General features: G+C 34.1%; 19 protein-coding genes. 7 read left to right on the forward strand and 12 right to left on the reverse strand.

Going from position 1 to position 21,079, the window contains the following annotated elements; translation table 11 throughout:
- Window positions 1–292: 292 nt before the first annotated feature.
- The gene (gene nusB, locus ACE01P_RS14170) at window positions 293–1,204 is read left to right on the forward strand and encodes a transcription antitermination factor NusB (RefSeq protein ID WP_379698914.1); all 912 of its coding nucleotides are present in this window, start codon (window positions 293–295) and stop codon (window positions 1,202–1,204) included.
- 72 nt (window positions 1,205–1,276) lie between these two features.
- Complete coding sequence (gene yajC, locus ACE01P_RS14175) at window positions 1,277–1,552, forward strand: preprotein translocase subunit YajC (protein ID WP_008462186.1); 276 nt, start codon at window positions 1,277–1,279, stop codon at window positions 1,550–1,552.
- Between the two features lie 231 nt (window positions 1,553–1,783).
- Here the strand turns inward: yajC and ACE01P_RS14180 are convergent, their stop codons facing one another.
- The 7 genes from ACE01P_RS14180 to ACE01P_RS14210 all read right to left on the reverse strand — a co-directional run bounded on the left by ACE01P_RS14180 (window position 1,784) and on the right by ACE01P_RS14210 (window position 11,081).
- Window positions 1,784–2,689 carry a hypothetical protein gene (locus ACE01P_RS14180; protein ID WP_379698916.1) on the reverse strand — a complete coding sequence of 302 codons (906 nt, stop codon included), beginning with the start codon at window positions 2,687–2,689 and terminating at the stop codon, window positions 1,784–1,786.
- Window positions 2,690–3,068: 379 nt separating this feature from the next.
- Complete coding sequence (locus ACE01P_RS14185) at window positions 3,069–3,656, reverse strand: YdeI family protein (protein WP_379698918.1); 588 nt, start codon at window positions 3,654–3,656, stop codon at window positions 3,069–3,071.
- Window positions 3,657–4,934, reverse strand: a complete 1,278-nt coding sequence (gene pepT / locus ACE01P_RS14190) for a peptidase T (RefSeq protein ID WP_379698920.1) — start codon at window positions 4,932–4,934, stop codon at window positions 3,657–3,659. It lies immediately after the preceding gene.
- A gap of 117 nt (window positions 4,935–5,051) precedes the next feature.
- Window positions 5,052–6,182 carry a formylglycine-generating enzyme family protein gene (locus tag ACE01P_RS14195; RefSeq protein ID WP_379698922.1) on the reverse strand — a complete coding sequence of 377 codons (1,131 nt, stop codon included), beginning with the start codon at window positions 6,180–6,182 and terminating at the stop codon, window positions 5,052–5,054.
- A 97-nt stretch (window positions 6,183–6,279) separates the two neighbouring features.
- Window positions 6,280–7,254, reverse strand: a complete 975-nt coding sequence (locus tag ACE01P_RS14200; RefSeq protein ID WP_379698924.1) for a DUF6515 family protein — start codon at window positions 7,252–7,254, stop codon at window positions 6,280–6,282.
- 73 nt (window positions 7,255–7,327) lie between these two features.
- A complete protein-coding gene (locus ACE01P_RS14205) occupies window positions 7,328–8,539 on the reverse strand; it encodes an OprO/OprP family phosphate-selective porin (RefSeq protein WP_379698926.1) in 1,212 nt (403 codons plus the stop codon).
- Between the two features lie 103 nt (window positions 8,540–8,642).
- Window positions 8,643–11,081 (reverse strand): arylsulfatase, encoded by a 2,439-nt coding sequence (locus ACE01P_RS14210; RefSeq protein WP_379698928.1) that lies wholly within the window; start codon window positions 11,079–11,081, stop codon window positions 8,643–8,645.
- Window positions 11,082–11,501: 420 nt separating this feature from the next.
- Here ACE01P_RS14210 and ACE01P_RS14215 point away from each other — a divergent pair, with 420 nt between their 5' ends.
- Window positions 11,502–12,536, forward strand: a complete 1,035-nt coding sequence (locus ACE01P_RS14215) for a quinone-dependent dihydroorotate dehydrogenase (RefSeq protein ID WP_379698930.1) — start codon at window positions 11,502–11,504, stop codon at window positions 12,534–12,536.
- Here ACE01P_RS14215 and ACE01P_RS14220 read toward each other — a convergent pair.
- Window positions 12,522–13,238, reverse strand: a complete 717-nt coding sequence (locus ACE01P_RS14220) for a DUF3307 domain-containing protein (protein WP_379698932.1) — start codon at window positions 13,236–13,238, stop codon at window positions 12,522–12,524. The genes ACE01P_RS14215 and ACE01P_RS14220 overlap by 15 nt on opposite strands.
- On the reverse strand, window positions 13,235–13,849 hold the full coding sequence (locus ACE01P_RS14225) for a hypothetical protein (protein WP_379698934.1): 615 nt from the start codon (window positions 13,847–13,849) through the stop codon (window positions 13,235–13,237). Before ACE01P_RS14225 ends, ACE01P_RS14220 begins: the two co-directional genes overlap by 4 nt.
- Before the next feature lie 210 nt (window positions 13,850–14,059).
- Here ACE01P_RS14225 and ACE01P_RS14230 point away from each other — a divergent pair, with 210 nt between their 5' ends.
- The 4 genes from ACE01P_RS14230 (at window position 14,060) to guaB (ending at window position 18,703) form a co-directional block, all read left to right on the forward strand.
- Window positions 14,060–14,926: a hydroxymethylglutaryl-CoA lyase gene (locus ACE01P_RS14230; RefSeq protein ID WP_379698936.1), complete on the forward strand. Its 867-nt coding sequence runs from the start codon at window positions 14,060–14,062 to the stop codon at window positions 14,924–14,926.
- Between the two features lie 81 nt (window positions 14,927–15,007).
- Entirely contained in the window at window positions 15,008–15,559 is a 552-nt protein-coding gene (locus tag ACE01P_RS14235) for a hypothetical protein (RefSeq protein ID WP_379698938.1), read from the forward strand.
- Window positions 15,556–16,953: a DUF5723 family protein gene (locus ACE01P_RS14240; protein ID WP_379698940.1), complete on the forward strand. Its 1,398-nt coding sequence runs from the start codon at window positions 15,556–15,558 to the stop codon at window positions 16,951–16,953. Before ACE01P_RS14235 ends, ACE01P_RS14240 begins: the two co-directional genes overlap by 4 nt.
- Before the next feature lie 277 nt (window positions 16,954–17,230).
- Window positions 17,231–18,703: an IMP dehydrogenase gene (gene guaB, locus ACE01P_RS14245; protein WP_379698942.1), complete on the forward strand. Its 1,473-nt coding sequence runs from the start codon at window positions 17,231–17,233 to the stop codon at window positions 18,701–18,703.
- Between the two features lie 61 nt (window positions 18,704–18,764).
- Here the strand turns inward: guaB and ACE01P_RS14250 are convergent, their stop codons facing one another.
- The 3 genes from ACE01P_RS14250 to ACE01P_RS14260 are packed head-to-tail and all read right to left on the reverse strand — an operon-like array spanning window position 18,765 to window position 20,941.
- Window positions 18,765–19,136 carry a hypothetical protein gene (locus tag ACE01P_RS14250; protein ID WP_379698944.1) on the reverse strand — a complete coding sequence of 124 codons (372 nt, stop codon included), beginning with the start codon at window positions 19,134–19,136 and terminating at the stop codon, window positions 18,765–18,767.
- Window positions 19,137–19,180: 44 nt separating this feature from the next.
- Complete coding sequence (locus ACE01P_RS14255; RefSeq protein ID WP_379698946.1) at window positions 19,181–20,320, reverse strand: FAD-dependent oxidoreductase; 1,140 nt, start codon at window positions 20,318–20,320, stop codon at window positions 19,181–19,183.
- 30 nt (window positions 20,321–20,350) lie between these two features.
- Window positions 20,351–20,941 (reverse strand): TetR/AcrR family transcriptional regulator, encoded by a 591-nt coding sequence (locus ACE01P_RS14260; protein ID WP_379698948.1) that lies wholly within the window; start codon window positions 20,939–20,941, stop codon window positions 20,351–20,353.
- Window positions 20,942–21,079 lie beyond the last annotated feature (138 nt).

Here is a 21,079-nt window from a genome sequence, read left to right on the forward strand (position 1 = left end):
TTTTTAGTTTAAAATTCTCAGTCTCAGTTTTCAGTTTATCTGGAAACTGGGACTTTTTTTTAGTTTGCAGTCGTAGTCACAGTTCACAGTATTTATTAAAACTGAGAACTGTGACTGTGACTGAATACTGTTAAAGCGACTAAAAAAATGAATAAAACTGAAAACTGCGACCGAAAACTGCGACTTTTTTGCGAATTAATTTTAAAATACGCTTCGAAAGTTATACTTTTGCAGACTAATTTTTAAATGTTCTTACACGGTGGTAAATAGAAGACACATACGCGTTAAAGTAATGCAATCCATTTATGCAATGCATCAAAGCGGTTCTGATAACATGGAAAAAGAGGAGAAATTCCTTTTTTACAGCATTGACAATATTCAGGACTTATACCTTATAATGCTTTCTTCATTGATAGAAATTTGTAAAAAAGAAGCTGTCTTTTTGCATCTATCAAGTAAAAAACACCTTGCTACTGCAGCAGAACGTAACCCAAACGAAAAATTTGTAAAGAACAAAATTTTTCAACTTCTTGCCGAAAGCAACTCTCTTAGCATCGCTTTAGAAAATCGTAAAATCAATAATTGGTCTTTAAACGACGATTATATCATTTTGCTTTTAAATGATGTTAAAGCAAGCGATATCTACAAAAAATACATGAGTAATAACGTAAACACGTTTGAAGAAGACAGACAATTTATTGTTGATTTGTTTGAAAATGTTATTGTTCCAAATGAAAAATTATACGAATATTTAGAAGACGATAAATTAACTTGGGTTGATGATATTCCGGTTGTAAATACTCATATTGTAAAACAATTGAAAGCAATCAAAACAGAAGATTCAGACGATTTTAGAGTGCCTAAATTGTATAAAGATGTTGAAGATAAAGATTTTGCTAAAGATTTATTTAGACGAACAATACTAAACGAAGCGGCTTTCGCGAAAGAATACGAAGATAAAACACCAAATTGGGACAGTGATCGTATTGCAGAAATTGATACTATTATCTTGAAAATGGCAATTTGCGAGTTTGTAAAATTTCCTTCAATTCCAGTAAAAGTAACTCTTAACGAATATTTAGAAATTGCAAAAGAGTATTCTACACCAAAAAGTAGTATTTTTATCAACGGAATTTTAGATAATCTTGTTAAAGAGCTGACTGCCAATAAAAAGATGGTAAAAGTAGGAAGAGGGTTGATGTAATTTGAAATTCCAAAAAGCAAAAAACAAATTCCAAAAAGAATATTAAATATAAATCAAAAACAAATTTAAATTATGGGACAATTATCTCAATTTGCGCCATTTCTTTTGATGTTCGTGGTAATCTATTTCTTCATGATTAGACCACAGCAAAAAAGAGCTAAAAACGAAAAAGAATTTGAAAGCAACCTAAAAGTAGGTGACAAAATAGTAACAAAAAGTGGGTTCCACGGTAAAATCGCTGAATTAGCAGAAACAACTGTTGTAATCGAAACTATGTCAGGAAAATTAAAATTAGAGCGTTCTGCTATCTCTTTAGAATTGAGCGCAGCTTTGAATAAAAAAGCTTAATTTTTTAAAATTCCAATAAAATTTAAAATCCCAAATTCCAGAATGGAGTTTGGGATTTTTTTGTTTCGCTAATTTATAGAGAAACCGTCAAAATTTAGCTAAACACTTTTAGAATATTTTACTTTTTGGGTTAATTCTATTTTTGGCAAGTTCTCTTTTATCGAAGCTTTACTAAAAAAAAGGAAACAATAAAAGAAACAATTGATATAATTAAAATGTTCAAAATTTTTATTAAAAACCTACAGGAAATGAAGATGGCGGCGGTGGAATTTTTGTAATCCATTTTTTTATAAGTTTTCCTTTAGAATCGTATTGAGAATGTTCATCTTCTAATGTACTTATGGATTTTGTGAGGGTTTTAGATAATAGTTTTCCTTCTTCATAATTTTCCTCATATTCGATATCGTTTTTTTTGTAATCTTTTTTAAATAAAAAATTATTTTTGTAATACTCATTGTACAAGACATTATCCTTTTGATAACTAACAGATTCTAAAGATTGGTTTTTATCAAATTGTTTAGTCATTTGCTTTGTTTTAAGAACTTTTAAATTTCCATTAGGATAATATTTTTTTTCTTCATTATTATCCTTGTAGTAAAGTAACTCTCCTTTTAAGTTATATTCAGAAGATGATTTGTCAATTTCATTATAGACAGTGTAATTGCCTTTATAATAAGTTGTTGTGATCCGCTTTTTGTAATTTTTCTTTGTGTAAAATATTTTGCGTATTTCTTTTTCACCATGTCGTGTTTGCGTATCGGTTGTGGTGCTATCTGTATGATTAATTTTTAATTGATATTTTAATTGACCATCTGTATAATTATTTAACTCGACAAGCTTATTGTTTTGAGTTATAGCAACAATACTATCATTATTATCGATAATTTTTATGTCTCCAATAATTTGATTATTGTTGTCCAGCTCAAAGTAAGAAAGTGAACTACCCGTATAATCATTATTAAAACTTTTATAAAAACCTTTTTTTAATTTAACGATGGAATCATTTGAAACTGTAATTGGTTTAAAAGGTTCTATAAAATTTAAATAATAATTTTCTGGAAGTTTCTTATATTTTTGGGCAAAAGTTATATTTGAAAAAGCAATAATTAAAAGGAGGAGTATTTTTTTATCTATCATGGTTTAAAAGTATATTTATTTTTAATTAATTCTTACAAAAGGCTTGTTGTTTTTATTTTTCAAATGTAGGATTTTGTTTTCAAACAAGACTAGTGTTGTTTTGAATTTAGTACTAATTTTATTATTTTAAGTTTTGTAAAAAAATCTCAAACAAATCTCCACAAGTAGCTCGCCATAGATTGGTGTTTTTACTTTATGGAGTTTCTTGCTAAGATTTCTCGTTCCTCGAAATGACAAACTGTTGCGATGATGTTTGATCCGGTTAAGCCCATAACGAAAAAACCTTTGTCAAAGTTTAAAACTTTGACAAAGGTTTCATATAGTTTGGAATTTGGTCCCGAAGCTTCGGGATTAATATTGGAATTTCAGAAAGAAAAAATTACCTGTATTTATCATTCAATCCCACATTCGCTAAAATCATTGGAAGGACTTTTTCAATTCTCGAAAGCTTCGTTTTTTCCTGTTTTGCCGATTCGATATATTCTAAAAACTCATATTGTTTGTAAGGAGAAAATTTTTCAAAAGCTTCTTTTAAAGCAGGATTCTGAGTCATTTCTTTTTCCAAAAGCTCAGAAACAATCGTTTCTTTTTTAGAAGGTTTAATGACTTTTCCTTGCTTTTCGTTTTCAATCGCTTCGTAGATGTATTCCAGAACTTCTTTTTCGTTGACTTCTTCTTTCGATGTAAAACGCCATTGTCTCAAAGATTTTGTAACTTCTTCTTGAGCATTTATGAGTTTCTTTTTTTCGTCTTTTAAGAAAACGCCATTAAAAAACCATATTGCAAAATAATCTTTAAATCCGCCAAGGCCAACTACGTTTTTCTTTTCATAAACATAAACTGGACCACCCCATTTTGTGGTTTCAGTCAGTTCGGTTTTGTCAAGAATCGATTTTAGGTAGAGTAATTCTTCTTCCCATTTATCGCCGTATTTCCAAATGCCTTTATTTTCGGATTTTGATTCCAATTATTTTCTTTTTTTAGATTTCTCTGCTTCGTCAAAAATGCCAGGAATTGCTGTTAATTCAGCAATTTTTACAATAACATCAGTCGCTTTTTGAATGCTTTCTGCTGGAACATATTCGTATTTTCCGTGGAAATTATGCCCGCCCGCAAAAATGTTCGGACAAGGTAATCCCATGAATGATAATTGAGAACCGTCAGTTCCGCCGCGAATTGGTTTAATGATCGGTTTGATGTTCAATTCTCTCATTGCTTTTTCAGCAATATCTACAATATATTTTACAGGCAGAACCTTTTCTTTCATATTGTAATATTGATCTTTAACTTCAGCAGTTACAATATCTTCGCCGAATTTCTTCGCGAATTTTTTATTGAATTGTTTCGCTAACTTATGAATCAATTCTTTTCTTTTTTCGAATTTCTTTCTGTTATGATCGCGAATAATTAATTCTAGAACCGTTTCTTCGATATTTCCTTTAATGTGATGAACGTGAAAGAAACCTTCGTAACCTCTAGTTTCCTGTGGAGTTTCGCCTTTCGGAAGTTCGTTGATGAAATCATTTGCTAAAAGCATCGAATTGATCATTTTTCCTTTTGCATAACCTGGGTGAACGCTTTTTCCTTTAAAAGTAATTTTAGCTCCAGCGGCATTGAAATTTTCATATTCTAATTCGCCAATCTGACTTCCGTCCATTGTATACGCCCATTGCGCTCCGAATTTTTCAACATCAAAATGATGTGCGCCACGTCCGATTTCTTCATCAGGAGTAAAACCAATTCTGATTTTCCCGTGTTTAATTTCTGGATGCTGAACTAGATATTCCATTGCCGAAACAATCTCTGTAATTCCAGCTTTATCATCAGCTCCTAAAAGAGTCGTTCCGTCAGTTGTAATGATCGTTTGACCTTTATATAGCAATAAATCTTTAAAGTAATCTGGAGACAATACAATGTTTTTCTCAGCATTTAAAACGATATCTTTTCCGTCGTAATTTTCAACAATCTGAGGTTTTACATTCGCTCCGCTAAAATCTGGAGAAGTATCAAAGTGAGAAACAAAACCAATTGTTGGAACTTCATGATCAACATTGCTTGGAAGCGTTGCCATGATATAGGCTTTGTCATCAATCGTTACATCTTCTAAGCCGATTGCTTTTAGTTCGTCAACTAATTTATTGGCAAGATTCCATTGTTTTTGTGTACTCGGGGTTGTTTGTGAATTTGGATCTGATTCCGTATCAATCGTTACATAACTGATAAAGCGATCTATGATATGTTGCATTTTTTTGAATTTTTAGCAAATATAGAAAAATTTTTCTGCGCGAAAATTTAGCTTTCGATATCCGAATGAATAAAAAAGGGATTCTAAATTGAATCCCTTTTTGGTATTTTGAGTTTGTTATTTACTTTTTACGCATCTAAAACCAACGTGGTTAGCCGCAGATCTGATTTCGCCTTTTCCTCTTGTTCCCACCATATATCGAGTGCAATATTGATCAGTACATAGAAACGAACCGCCACGGTGAACACGTTTTACTTCAGATGGATCATTTGGATCATAATAAGCATCTGGGCCTTGCGGATTTTTGGTTACTTTTCCGCTTTCCGCTAATGATTTGTAATACTCTACGCTGTACCAATCGTGTACCCATTCCCAAACATTGCCTGCAATATCATACAAACCGTATGCATTGGGAGCATATTGTTTTGTTGGCGCAATTCCTTTAAATCCGTCTTCTCCCGTATCGCCATCTTTTATTGGAAAATGGCCTTGATAAATATTAGCCTGAAATTTCCCTTTAGGTTTTAAATCATTTCCCCAAGCATAAAGATTTCCAGTTTTACCACCTCTTGCAGCAAATTCCCATTCAGCTTCGGTTGGAAGTCTTTTGCCAGCCCATTTGGCGTAAGCTTCAGCATCTTCGTAAACAACATGAACAACGGGATATTTTTCTTTTCCTATAATAGTACTTTGCGGACCTTCAGGATGTCTCCAATCTGCGCCTGGTTCGTAGCGCCACCATTGCAAGAAATTATTCAAATTTACTGCTGAAGGTGTAGGTGTGAAGACCACAGAACCTGTGATTAGATCTTCTTCGTTTGCAGTTGGAAATTCTTCTTTAGTTGGTTTTTGCTCTGCAACAGTAACATAACCAGTTGCTTTTACAAATTTTTCGAATTCTTCGTTGGTTACTTCAGTTTCATCCATGTAATAACCGTCAACGTAAACTCTGTGAATTGGAGCTGCATCTTTTGTAACTCCTTTAATGCTGCACAAACTTTCGTCTTCGACATTTGTTCCCATTGAGAATTCGCCGCCAGGAATCCAAACCATTCCTTTTGGTGCTTTAACAGTTGGTTTAAATTTATTTTCGACAGTCGGTTTGAATTCAGATTCTAGATTGCTAGGTATTTCGTGACATTCAGCAACTGTTTTTTCTTCTTTATTTGTAAATCGAGTATAACTGTAAGCAATTGAAATAATGGACAATGTGAGCAGCGGAAAGATCCAAAAGGTTTTCTTTTTCATGGTTTATTATTTTTGAGCTTATATGGTTGTTAATAGCAGGGATAAATTTAGATAAAATAATTTTATAATTATATTAGTTTTATAGAATTAATAAAATTTACTTATCTTCTTCCACAAGAACAACTTCATATTTGTCCTTTCCATCTACTTGAACAGGTTGGTAATACGTTTCGCCAAATTTGATGTATTTTACATCTCCAATGGTAACCTCTTCGCCACCTTCTGGTAAACTTTCTACGATTGTTCCAGCTGTAGGGGCTACAACTTTGTAGTTATTTCCGTCTTTTTCGTAATAAGTTCCGCCGTAATAATAGTTATTGACAGTTCCTGTATTAACGGTTTGCGCTCCACTCGGAATATTGTTTACCGTTCCGCCGACAGGTGCAGGTACAACAGTATAGCCTCCGCTTGACGGCGCATACCAAACTCCTTGATCATAATGATATTGACTGCTTTCTACACTAACTACAATTGCTGTAACAGCCAAAGTTGCTACGAAAAATCCCCAAGGATGCCAAACAGGTCCCCAATAAAAAGGTCTGTACGGATGGTAATAATAAGGATGATAGCCATAATATCGGTATCCGCCATATCTGTAAGGAGGACGAGTATAAACTACTGTATTTCTTCGTACTACAGTATTTCGGTTATTGTTGATGGTGATATCTCGGCTTCTGTCAACATTGATATTATTTCTATTTACAGTATTGCCGTTATTTCTGTTGCTAGTATTATTTCGATTGACTGTATTATTCCTGTTTCCAGAGTTGTTTCTATTGACAGTATTATTTCTGTTGGAATTGTTTGCAGGTCTGGTTACTTGAGTTCCAGAATTGTTTGCTCCTGGTCTCGTTGTCGCTGGCCTTGTGTTACTAGGTCTAGTTACATTTGGTCTGGATTGTGTAGCAGGTCTTGCTTGTCTAGTATGAGTTGCTCCACCGCCACGAGTTGCTCCACCTCGAACTCCTCCGCCATGACGTTGCGCTAAACTATCAATTGAAATAAAGAAAAGAGTTCCAATTAAGAATATTAAAAGCGTTGGTCTTTTTACTATTTTGGATATGTTTTTCATATTCAGTAATTTAGATAACTTTAAAGTTATGAAAAAAAATGTAGGATTTGTGTTAAGGAATTAAAAGTTTGGTTTATAATGAGATATCCCATTGTATTCTAAATCGCCATCCTCCCTGTAATGGAAGTGTTTTGTCTTGAAAACTAAAATAGCTGACTTCTGAAGTCAGTTTGTTTTTATGTCCTTTAAAAAACCAATTGAAAGCTATTGTAGATTCTTCCTGTCTATTTTCTCTTATCGAATTATCGGGTCTATAAGCCGCGTGTCTTCCCGCCATTTCTAAGCGTTTTGGCCACCATTCGAATGCATTATGAAAGAAATAACCAGCCTGAATATAGTATCCTTTCATGATAGTAGTGTCATCATCGTTTATTTTATCAATGATTTCTTTGGTATGTAGTTCACTTTGCCATGAAAAGCCTTTGTACATAAAAGCAGTTTCAAAATTCCATTGGTTGACTCTGTATTGGCCTGGAAGTCCGTTTTCAAATCCGTCAAGCGAACCTCCTCCCGCTTGAGAAAAGCGTGTGTATGGGCTTCGGTTGGTTATGGCTGAGAAAGCAATAATTGGCGTTAGTTTTTCGTGAAATTCCAAATCGCAACCTTCAAAGTCGAGAGATCTTCCTAAGAAATTCCATTGTGCTCTTCCAAAATACATTAAATGATTATCATCGTTTGAAGTGCTTCCTCGTCCAGTTCCTGTTAAGGCTGCGGCCCAATAATTGAAATCGGCAATTCCAGCACCTTTTAAATGACCGTAAACTTCAACTCCTAATTGTCTGTCTACTGTAAAAGGGCGATTAATTAAAGAGCGATCCACCATTTGCTGTTCGCCACTGCTAATGTAACGTTCACGCGTAAATTCGGTTTTCCATTGACCTACTTTAAAACTTAGCCAATCCCATTTTTCAATCATAATCCTAAAATCAAGCAAATTGGACTGACTTAATTCGTATTCCCAATAATATTTAAGCCAAGGTTCAAAAGCATGACCGCCAATTTTGAGTCTCGCACGATTTATTTTGAAAGTGGTTTGAGCATCTCTACTATAATCGTCATAAGTTAAAGGATCTGTATCATTTGGTGTAGAAAAACGAAATTGCAAACGGCTTGCCAATTGAAAAAGAAATTTTTTGTCTCGGGTTTCTAATTCAATTCCTTTACTGCCATAATGAACGTTCATTAATTTTGTAGTATCTTTTTCTTGCTGAGAAAGTCCTTTAAAACCAATTAATAAAAGGAAAATAAAGAGTAGATTTTTAAAAATACGATTTGCGCTATACATAAGATTAATAGGTTTGTATGCATTCTTAAAACATTTATTTAAGAAGAAAAAGAGGCATTCTGATCACAAAATAGAATCGGGAATACCTCTTTTTTTTAGTAGTTTAATCTCTTCCTAAAGCCCTTTTTGCTTCATTGTTTAAGTCAGAATATTCAATTTTTCCAACATTTACACCAACGCCATAAATTTCGCCACCTTTAAATTCGCCAGGAGTTTTGTATTCTTTACTAACGGCATCACCGCTATCAAAACCAACACAAAGTCCGTCGCCAGAAAGTGTAAATTTACCAGTCTGTGTTCTCATTGGGCCAGAAGCGACTTCTTTACCGTCAATGTATAATTTCATTGTTCCAAGAGATTCTCCGTTTGGACCTTGTTTTTCGCGATTGAATTCCATTCCAAAAACATGTTTTCCAGGAGTTATCGCAACATTAGAAGTGAATTTTTGTTCTGGCTGAATTCCTAAGAAATTGTACACATAGTTTAGTTTTTTATCTTTAAGGAATAAAGTATGACCTCCAAAACGAGAACCGTGAGCAAATAAAACTCCCGAAGCATTGGCATCTTTTACATCTACATCTGCAACGATTTTATAAGAACGTCCGCGAACATTTACCGCAACTCCTTCTGGTACAGGCGAAGTTCCCGGATAATAGATATATTGATCGCGAGGCTCTTCAGAAGAAGGTCTTTCTGTTCCTAATATTTCAATTGCAGAACGGTCGTCTAACGGAAGAACTAAGTTTTTAGCTGCTTCGCTATTCCAATCGGCTATTAATTCTTTTAATTTGTCTGGATTTTTTTTAGCCAAATTGTTTGATTCAGAACGGTCAACATCTGTATTGTACAATTCCCAAACGTCTTTGTCAAAATTTCCTTTTCCAGATAATGGTGCGTGCAATGCAACAGCTTTCCAACCATCTTTCCATAAAGCACGACTTCCCAACATAGCAAAATATTGAATGTGTTTTTGAGTTTTTGTATTAGGAGCAGCATCAAAAGTATAACGCATAGAAACTCCTGATAAAGGATATTGAGCAACACCGCGATATTCTTTCGGCATTTCCAATCCGCAGATGTCTAAGATTGTAGGAACAATGTCTGTTGAATGATGAAATTGATCGCGTACAACACCTTTTGCTTTAATTCCTTTTGGCCACGAAATTACCAAAGGATCGCAAGTTCCTCCCGCATATTGGCTGTATCTTTTAAACATTTTAAAAGGAGTAGAAAACGCTGCAGCCCATCCAGTTGGATAATGCTCATAAGTATCGGGACTTCCTAATTTATCTAAATATTTTAGGTTTTCTTTCAATTCATCTGGATAACCGTTAAAGAATTTATTTTCATTAACAGAACCAGATTCTGATCCTTCTCCAGAAGCACCATTATCGGCGGCATAAATAACTACTGTATTTTCCAGTTGCCCAGATTTCTCTAAATAATCAATAATTCTTCCCACTTGAGCATCTGTATATTCTGAAAATCCAGCATAAACTTCAGCCAATCTAGAAAACAGTTTTTTCTCTTCTGGTTTCAGTTTATTCCAATCGAGTACATTATCTGCTGGATTAGCAACTCCAGGAGGCATTGGATTGAAATTGTCCAATTTTGTTCCAGCCGGAATAACGCCTTTGGCAATCATTCGAGGCAAAACCCATTTGCGGTAAGCATCATAACCGTCGTCAAATTTTCCTTTGTATTTGGCGATATATTCTTCAGGAGCATGATGTGGAGCGTGATTCGCTCCTGGGCAATACCACATGTACCATGGTTTTGACGGATTTGTAGCTTGCTGATCTTTAATATAGGCTAAAGCATGATCGGCTAAATCTTTAGATAAATGATAACCTTCTTCTGGAGTTGCAGGCGGTTCAACAAAATGGTTGTCCTCAACTAAATCTGGATACCATTGATTGGTTTCTCCTCCAAGAAAACCGTAAAAACGGTCAAACCCCATTTGTAAAGGCCAAGTAGCTCTTGGTCCACCAGAAGCAATATCTTGTTCAGGAACGTTGTGGTTTTTACCGATCCAAAAAGTGCTATATCCGTTGTCTTGAAGAATCTGTCCAATTGTAGCAGCTTGTTTAGGAATTCTTCCGCTCGCGCCTGGAAAACCATCTGCCGTTTCTGTAATGGCAGCCATACCGTTTAAGTGATGATTTCGCCCTGTAAGCAATGTAGAACGAGTAGGGGAACACAAAGCAGTAGTATGCCATTGAGAATAAGTAATTCCGTTGTCTGCTAATTTCTGCATTGTTGGCATATTAATGGCGCCTCCATAAGGTGACCAAGCGGCTAGTCCTGTATCATCATATAAAATGAATAAAATATTTGGAGAACCTTTAGGGGCTTTTTTAGGCAAGTACGGAGCCCAGTCACTTTTCGAATCTCTAATGTCTAGAGCCATTTTTCCTTTAAAAGTTTCTTTGGTAACTTGTTGAGGATCTGCCTGAGCAACTATTTTCGAAGTAATTCCCAATGAAAGAAAAAACAGGAATGCGAAAATACTTTTCAGAATGTGTGATTTGCTAACTTTCATAATTTATTTGATTAATTAATATTGATCGTATGAGGGTTTCTCGTAAACTTTTGTCTAAAAAATAATCTGAAAATGCAGTAATCTGAAATTGAAATATTTACAGTCGGGTAGGCTATAAGTTTGAAATGAAAATTTTTGAAACGGAACTTCTCAAAATTAGCGATATATAATAGCAAAGAGTTTTTTAATAGGACAGAACATGTTTCATATTATAACTTGCAACATGAAAACGGGCTTTTGAACAGATTTTTTAGCTTTTACAAAAAGCAGACATTTTTTATGGCAGCTTATATTTTTAGAATTGTTTAAAGTGAAAAGAATAATTAAACAAAATTGAAATTATTTGTTTTCGTAAAAAAGCACCTTTTTAAACTATAATATTTAAATTTGCATCCGAAAAAATAACAACACACAACTCTTATGTATAAATTGATAATTCGTCCGATACTTTTTTGTTTTGATCCTGAAAAAGTGCATTATTTTACCTTTTCATTCGTTAAATTCATTTCAAAAATACCAGGGGTTTCGGCAATTATAAGATCGATTTATGAAGTGAAAGATACTCGCTTAGAAAGAGAAGTTTTCGGAATTAAATTCAAAAATCCAGTTGGACTTGCGGCTGGTTTTGATAAAGATGCGAAGCTGTACAAAGAGCTTGGTGATTTTGGTTTTGGTTTTATTGAAATCGGAACGGTAACGCCGGTGGGACAAGAAGGAAATCCGAAAAAACGTTTATTCAGATTAAAAGAAGACTCAGCAATTATTAACCGAATGGGATTTAATAACGGCGGTGTTCTAGAAGCAGTAGAGCGTTTGAAAAAGAATACAGGCGTTTTAATTGGTGGAAACATCGGGAAAAATAAAGTAACGGATAACGAAGATGCAGTTAAAGATTATATCATTTGTTTTGATGCACTTTTTAATCACGTAGATTATTTTGTTGTGAATGTAAGTTCTCCAAACACGCCAAATTTAAGAGCTTTACAAGATAAAGAACCATTAACGGCTTTATTGCAGACTTTGCAAAACAGAAATGTCGAAAAGCAAAAAACAAGTACTCAAAAAGTAAAACCAATTCTGCTGAAAATTGCTCCAGACTTAACAGACGAGCAATTATTAGATATTATTGATATTGTAAAAACAACTCAAATTGCAGGAGTTATTGCAACAAACACAACGATTTCTAGAGAAGGTTTACAATCTGCAAACCAAACAGAAACTGGAGGATTATCTGGAAAACCATTAACAAAACGTTCGACAGAAGTTATTCGTTTCCTTTCGGAAAAAAGCAATAAAGCATTCCCAATTATCGGAGTAGGAGGAATTCATTCTGCAGATGATGCAATCGAAAAATTAAATGCGGGAGCAAGTCTAGTGCAATTGTACACAGGTTTTATTTATGAAGGTCCAGCTTTGATAAAAGCAATTAACAAAAAGGTTTTAGGGCAATTGTAAAAGCAGCGCCTGAACCAAAAGGCCAGCGATTATTGCAATTCCAAAACTGATTAAAGTTCCGATCATTACATATTCTGTCAATTTTCGGTCTTTGGCTTCTTTTAAATCTCCGAATCTAAAAATAGATTTAGCGGCAAGCAGAAAACCAATCGCTTCAAAATGCCCGGTTAAGATAAATCCGAAAACAAATAAGCGTTCTAAAATACCAATATAATTTCCAGCAGCTATCAGAGAATTATCCTGATGGCTGTTTTTGCTTTCAGGAGCCCATATCGAAATAATCGTTTTTATTAAAATAGAAGTCGGTTTTGTTATCAGAATGAGTCCAGTAATTAGAATCCAGAATGCATTATTCTGCCAAAAATTGATTATAGCTTTGTTTTCATATAAAAGCGTGATTCCAATTAAAACCAAAATGTGCGCAATTTGATCGATAACAAACCAAGTACGTTTGGTTTTATTTTTCTGAAAATTGAGTTTTATCAAATCAATAATTCCGTGTGTAACCGCAATTAAAACAGCATAAGGTATAAAACTGATTTCTCCCGCAAGAATTGCAGCTAAAACTCCATGAAGCAAAATATGCACATATAAGTAAATGCTTTTATGTTTTTTAACTTCTTTATCGGCAACCCAAGAGTTTGGCTGCCAGATAAAATCTCCTAATAAATGAGCAAGAAACAGTTTTATAAATAAAATCATGAGGCTGTAAATTGTTTTATTTGTTTTCTAAAATAACGATCTAAATTCATAACCAAATCAAATTGCGCGCGTTTTTGTCTTCGGCTCACAGCAGCTTGATTAATGCCTAATTTTTGCCCTAATTCTTCTTGAGATAAAGTAGGATTTTCAATAGCAACTGCAACAAATTCTGCTGATTGCACCAGCCAACTATCCATAAAAGTCAAAGCCAGTTGGAGCATTAAATTCAGTTTTTCATCAAAATCTAAATCTCCTGTTCGCATGGCTAAAGTCACTTTTTGCTTTTTTAAAGTTTCAAAAAGTTCTCCTGAATTAATAAAGGCAGAACCATTGCTTTCAGATATCCTTTCGGCATTGTGCGTTTTATCTCCAAAACCAATACTCATTCTAGCATCAGATTTTATGGCTCTTAAATGCGCTTTCACTAAAATTGCGGTTAAGAGCGCCTCCTCAGGATTATTGACTTCAATTTGAAATTCGTCTCCTCGATAGACTTCCCACTGACTTGGAGTTTTACCAAATGGAGCCAAGATTTTCTTTAAATCCTCAACCCAATGGTCAGATTTCTGTTGTCTTGAACCAATTATGTCGCCTGTAATTACACTAGTCATAACTCAAATATAATTAAAAAATTATAAACATTCTATTACAAATATACGTAATAAAATTTATTATTACGTTTTTTGGTAATAATTTAAGATATTACACTTTTAGGTAATTTTTAAAAATAGGACTCTATTTTGTAATAATAGACTTCAAATAAAAATCTCTTTCATTTCATTAAAAAAGAAACTAACTTAGCCTTTACAAAAGAATACGCTTTGAGTAAAGAAATCAAAATTATTGAATGTCCTAGAGATGCCATGCAAGGCATTAAGGATTTTATTCCGACAAAAAATAAAGTGACTTACATACAAGCTTTGTTGCGAGTTGGCTTTGATACTATTGATTTTGGAAGTTTTGTTTCTCCAAAAGCGATTCCGCAAATGCAAGATACTGCTCAGGTTTTAGAACAGCTTGATTTGTCTCAAACAACAAGTAAACTTCTTTCTATAATTGCGAATACGCAAGGAGCTGTGACTGCTGCAGAATACGAACAAATTCAGTATTTAGGCTTCCCTTTTTCTATTTCTGAGAACTTTCAGATGCGTAATACGCACAAAACGATTGCAGAATCGTTGGTTACTTTAGAAGAAATTCTTGAAGTCGCAGATAAGAAAAACAAAGAAGTCGTAACGTATCTTTCTATGGGTTTTGGAAATCCGTACGGAGATCCTTGGAATGTTGAAATTGTATCAGAATGGACTGAAAAATTAGCAGCAATGGGAGTGAAGATCCTATCGCTTTCAGATACTGTTGGAACTTCAACTCCAGAAGTTATTACTTATTTGTTTTCAGATTTGATTCCTAAATATCCTGAAATTGAGTTTGGAGCTCATCTTCATACCACACCAGAAAGCTGGTTCGAAAAAATTGACGCCGCGGCAAAAGCGGGCTGCATTCGTTTTGACGGAGCTATCCAAGGATTTGGAGGCTGCCCAATGGCTACTGATAAATTAACAGGAAACATGCCGACTGAAAAACTGGTTTCTTATTTTACTGCGAATAAAAAAATAACAGGACTTAATTCGCTTAGTTTTGAAAGCGCTTACAACGAAGCTTCAAAATTGTTTGGAAAGTTTCATTAAAAAATAGTTATATTTTCTTATCTTAGATAATGATTGTAAGTATATTACGTTACATTTATTATTGATATAACTACTATTGCCATGAAATCAAGCTCGCTTAGTAAAATTTCAAGCATACTATTTTCTGTCTTTTTATTGTTTTCCTGCTCAAGTGATTTAAATTTCGATCAGGTAAATGATTTTAAGATAGAACCTGTCTTTGTAGCGAATCTTGCTTATTTTAATATTCCAGCCAATAGACTTGTAGACGATGGCGGAACTAATATTGTTTACGATGTTAGAGATTTTGATGTTTTTAAAGATAAATTCTTTACAGAACGTCTTAAAAAAGCCGAGTTTAATTTTGAAGTCGAAAATACTATAGACCGTACTTTCGTTTTAAACATGCTTTTGATTAACGAACAAGATCAGGTTTTGGAAACATTATCTTTTACAGTTCCATCCTATAAAGGAACGCCAAACGTTATAAAATATCCGACAGAAGTTTTTGAAAACGCACGACTAGATCTTTTAAAACAAACTCAAAGAATTGGTTTTGTGGTATTAATCGCTGCTGGCCCTCCATTAAATAGTGAAAGTCAAGGAAATTTAAGATTAAGATCAAGTGCAACAGCTTATTTAGTAATCGAATGAGAAAAGCGCTAATCCTTTGCTTGTTTTTTCATCTTTCTTGTTTTGCCCAAAACAGAGAACTGTTGTATAATTTTACTTCAATTCCGCAGTCTTCACTTGTAAATCCAGGATCAGATGTTTCGTATAAATATTATTTTGGATTTCCGATTTTATCTGGAGTTTCAGCGAATATTGGATCTAGCGGTTTTTCGGCGTACGATTTGTTTTCAGATAATGGAGTCGATTTTAATCAAAAAATTAGAAATGTTGTCAATAAATCTTCGAGCAGAGACAGAGTAATAACCAATCAGCAATTGGAAATTTTTTCTGGCGGATTTAGAGTTGGAGGTCGAGAAAGCCGTTCGTATGTTTCGTTTGGACTGTATCAGGAATTCGATTTCTTTATGTTTGTTCCAAAAGATTTAGCTTTATTGGCTTTAAACGGAAATCGAGATTATATCGGAAAATCATTTAATCTGGGCGATTTGAATATGAAAGCCGAAGTTCTTTCTGTTTTTCATGTCGGTTTTCATAAAAAAATCAATGATAAATTTGTTTTAGGAGGACGTGCAAAAATCTATTCAAGCGGAGCAAATGCAACTTCTACAAAAAATTCAGGTTACATTTATACAGGCGAGGAGCCAGGAACTCCCAACCTTTACAATCAAATCATTTCTTCCAATTTAGAATTAAGAACTTCTGGACTTGCTCGTTTTACCAAAGATGAATACGAAGGAAATGTAGTTAGTGATATTGCTCACAATACCTTTTTCAACGGAAGTTTAGGATTAGGAGTAGATGCCGGAATTACCTATTATATAAAGGACAATTTACAATTCACAGCAAGTGTTATAGACTTAGGTTTTGTGAGACAAACCAAAGACATCGAAACGCTTACTTATAAAGGAACTTATCGCTACAACGGTGCAAATCCTGATTTCTTAGGTTCTGACGATCCTGAAAATGTTTTTGACGAATTTGACAGAGCAATACCTAGAGATACACTTTATAACAAATATACCACTTGGCGCCCAACAAAAATTTATTCCTCAATTCAATATTCTTTTGGAGAATCTCGTCCTGATGATGAATGTAATTGCAGAGGCAAAGCCAATACCTATTATAAAAATGCTGCTGGGCTTCAGCTTTTCGGAATGTCTGCTCCGCGTGAGCCTTTACTTGCTGTGACTGCCTTTTATCGAAGAAACATTTTTAGAAAATTAGATCTTAAAGCAACTTATACCATCGATACTTTTTCGAATACAAATATCGGTTTGGGGCTCGCAGGAACAATTGGTCCAGTAAATATTTATGCGCTCGTCAATAATGTTTTAGAATACAAAGACATTTCAAAAGCGAGTAGCGCGGCCTTCCAACTCGGAATCAATTTTGTTTTTCAAGACAAAGAAGATTAATTTTTTATTCAATATTATAAGAAGCCATTTCCAGCTGTCCATTACAAGCACTCGAGCCAAAACACTTTTTTTCAAGATTTAAAAAGAGCTTCCGTTGGTCGCTTTTTTAAATCAGAAAAAAATGTTTTTTGGCTTTTCGTGGCTTTCCATTTCCATCTGGGCTAGGGCATATTTTTTTACAAGATTATTCGTGTAAAAGTAATTTTATGAATAAGTTAGTACTCAAGTTAGCAATTAATTCACTATATTTGCACGCAATTCAACTAGAAATTGCAACATGATAGCACACAACTCCAAGATTATCGGCGAAGGTTTAACTTACGACGATGTATTATTAGTACCTAACTACTCGAATGTGCTTCCTCGCGAAGTGAGCATTAAATCAAAATTCTCAAGAAACATTACATTAAACGTTCCGATTGTATCTGCTGCTATGGATACAGTTACAGAAAGTGCAATGGCAATTGCTATGGCGCAAGAAGGTGGAATCGGTGTTTTACATAAAAATATGACGATCGAACAACAAGCAGGAAAAGTTCGAAAAGTAAAACGTGCAGAAGCAGGTATGATTATCGATCCGGTAACTTTACCAATGAACTCTACTATTGCAGATGCAAAAAACGCAATGAAAGAATTCGGAATCGGTGGTATTCCAATCGTTGACGAAAACAGAATCTTAAAAGGTATCGTTACAAACCGTGATTTACGTTTTGAGAAAAACGGTGCAAAACCAATCGTTGAGGTTATGACAAGCCAAAACTTAGTAACTGTTGCTGAAGGAACTTCTTTAGAGCAGGCAGAAGTAGTTTTACAAGGTCATAAAATCGAAAAATTACCAGTTGTAAATGCAAATAACGAATTAGTTGGTTTAATTACTTTTAGAGATATTACAAAACTAACTCAAAAACCAATTGCAAATAAAGATTCATTTGGACGTTTGAGAGTTGCTGCTGCAATTGGAGTTACTGGAGACGCAGTTCAAAGAGCTGAAGCTTTAGTTGCTGCTGGTGTAGATGCAATCATTATTGATACTGCTCACGGACATACAGAAGGGGTAGTTAATACTTTAAAAGAAGTAAAATCAAAATTCCCTCAAATAGATGTAATCGTTGGTAACATAGCAACTCCAGAAGCTGCTAAATATTTAGTAGAAAATGGTGCAGACGGAGTAAAAGTTGGAATCGGACCTGGTTCTATCTGTACTACTCGTATCGTTGCAGGTGTTGGTTTTCCTCAATTCTCAGCAGTTTTAGAAGTTGCTGCGGCAATTAAAGGAACTGGAGTTCCAGTTATCGCTGATGGTGGAATTCGTTACACAGGAGATATTCCTAAAGCAATCGCTGCAGGTGCTGACTGTGTAATGTTAGGTTCATTATTGGCAGGAACAAAAGAATCTCCAGGAGAAACTATCATTTTTGAAGGAAGAAAATTCAAATCTTACCGCGGAATGGGATCTGTTGAAGCAATGCAAACTGGTTCTAAAGATCGTTATTTCCAAGATGTTGAAGACGACGTTAAAAAATTAGTTCCAGAAGGAATCGTTGGACGTGTTCCTTACAAAGGAGAATTAAACGAGAGTATGCTTCAGTTTATTGGAGGTCTTCGTGCAGGTATGGGATACTGTGGTTCAAAAGATATTCCAACTTTGCAAGAAACTGGACGTTTTGTTAGAATCACTTCTAGCGGAATCACTGAAAGTCACCCACATAACGTAACTATTACAAAAGAAGCTCCAAATTATTCTAGATAATTTTTAGTTTTCAGTATAACAAAAAAGGCGTAAGATTTATTTCTTACGCCTTTTTTGTTAATTATTCATTTATACCATATTCACTATATTTAGCATTCCATCCATCATCTGAAAAAGATTCTCCATGAATTCCGTCGCTTAATTCGACTATATTTTGCCCATTGACTAAAATCTGTATATTGTTTTCAAAATCAGATAATTCTTGTATGGCAAATAAGAAATCATGTATGGCTGTATCGATGCTTTTTATAACTACTTCTTTGATTAAAGCTTTTTGCGGTTCTGAAAAATTATTAAGTTCAGATTGTAATTTTAAAAGGGAAGGACTTTTTGATTTATTGTTTAATAATGTTTCTGCATTTTTGATTCCTTTGTCTCTTAGATTTTTAACTAAAAAGTCTCCAAAAAGTTCCAATGAATTGTTCGTTTCCATGATTTAAACTTTAAAAAGTATGATTTTTAAAACTAAACTAATAATTAAAAACGACTATTTAAAATATCTTCAGCAACAATGTCTGAATGCAAAAGATCTTCCATTTTTTTAGTCATTCGTTGCGCTTCTAGAGCATAACCAAACATCTTTTTCTCGTAATCAGCAATCGCTTCATCAATGGTTTCGAATTTTCCATTAGTTAAATTTTCGGTTAAATGAAAAGCATCAAACAATCCCATATTTACACCTTCGCCTGCAAATGGAGGCATTAAATGTGCTGCGTCACCAACAAGAGTAATGTTTGAATGTTCTTTCCAAGATTCTTCTAAGGAAAATAAACGCAAAGGCAAACCAGAAAATTCGGTTGAAGCAGCGAAGAAATTTTTATAATCATCATTCCAATTTTTAAAAGTTTCATTTAAAAAAGAAATAACAGATTGATCATCTTCAAAATTGATTCCATGATTTGAAATCCAATTTTCATCGGCTTTAAAAGAAACTCCGAAGTGAACAGAACCATCGCGCATCGTGTGCGTATAAAACATTTTTTGTTCTCCCATTGCCATAACATTTCCATTGCCATATTTTGGTTTAAATTCAGGATAATCTAAATCTGGGTTTACAATTTCACCTTGAATAATATAAGTTCCAGAAAGTTGAGGTTCTTGGTCGCTCACAAATTTTCTCGCATTCGATCTTCCGCCATTAGCCACGATTACAAAATCTGCAGTAGTTGTTGTGCCATTTTTGAATTCTAAAATATATTGATTTTCAGGTTTTTCAATATTAATTAATTGACTGTCCCAAGCCACAGTATTTTCTTTAAGATTCTCTAGCATAATTTTTCTCAAATCATTACGATCAATTTCAGGACGAGAAAAAGCATTGGTTTCATTTGGCATTTCGTCAGAAGTAATATTTCCATCCATATCGGCCATTTTCTCACCAGTTGGACGTGCGTATTTCCGAAATTCATCCATTAACTCCGCTTTCTGAATTGCATATTGTCCAGAATCCGAATGAATGTCTAAAGTTCCTCCTGATGTTCGCGCTTGTGCATTAATATCTCTTTCGTAAACTGTAACATCAGCGCCGTTAATTTGTAAAATTCGTGCAGTTGTCAATCCTACAGGGCCTCCGCCAATAATGGCAATTTTTTTATTTTCTATAATTGAAGTTTTCATTGTTGAAATTATATTGTTTTTTGAATTGAATCAAGGAGTTAGCGCTTTTAGAACCAAATTAAAAGCTTCATTTTTCAGTTCGTCATTTAAAATAAAAGGTTTTCCAGACATCGATTTTCCGTCTCGATGAAACTCTAACAGAGAATAAAGCGGGCCATAAGCGATACTCCAAAAAATTTCATACGGAATAGAAATAAGTTCTTTTCTACCAATTGCAGCAAGCATAAATTCGGTCATTATTTGTTTGTAATCGCCTGTAATTTCTGCTACAATCGCATCGCCATAAGTGGAATGTTTTAGAAGTTCAAAACAAGTCGCTTGCAGTGTAAAATTCAAATTGAAATAAATTCGATTCTCCCATTGATTGCGTAAACCATCTTTGAAAGACATATCTGCAGAAAATCCATCAAACATTTTTTCGAAGAAATTTCGACCAATCTCAATTCCTATTTTTTTGATCAAATCTTCTTTGTCTGAATAATAGATGTAAAGTGTAGCAACAGAAATACCGCATTCTTTCGCTAGACGATTCATTCCAAAGCCCTCTATACCTTGTGTGACAATCATTTCGATTGCTTTTTGCTTTACAATTTCTTCTTTATTAATATCTCGTGTTCTCATAATTCTAACTAATTACGAGGCAAAGATATAAATAATAAATGAACGATCGCTTATTTATTTTTTTAAGATTCAAAGTTGCAAAGGAACAAAGGCTCAAAGGTTTGAAAATCTGAATTGTTTCCAGCTTTTAGCTGGAGC

Source organism: Flavobacterium sp. HJSW_4 (assembly GCF_042436695.1).
Taxonomy (GTDB): domain Bacteria; phylum Bacteroidota; class Bacteroidia; order Flavobacteriales; family Flavobacteriaceae; genus Flavobacterium.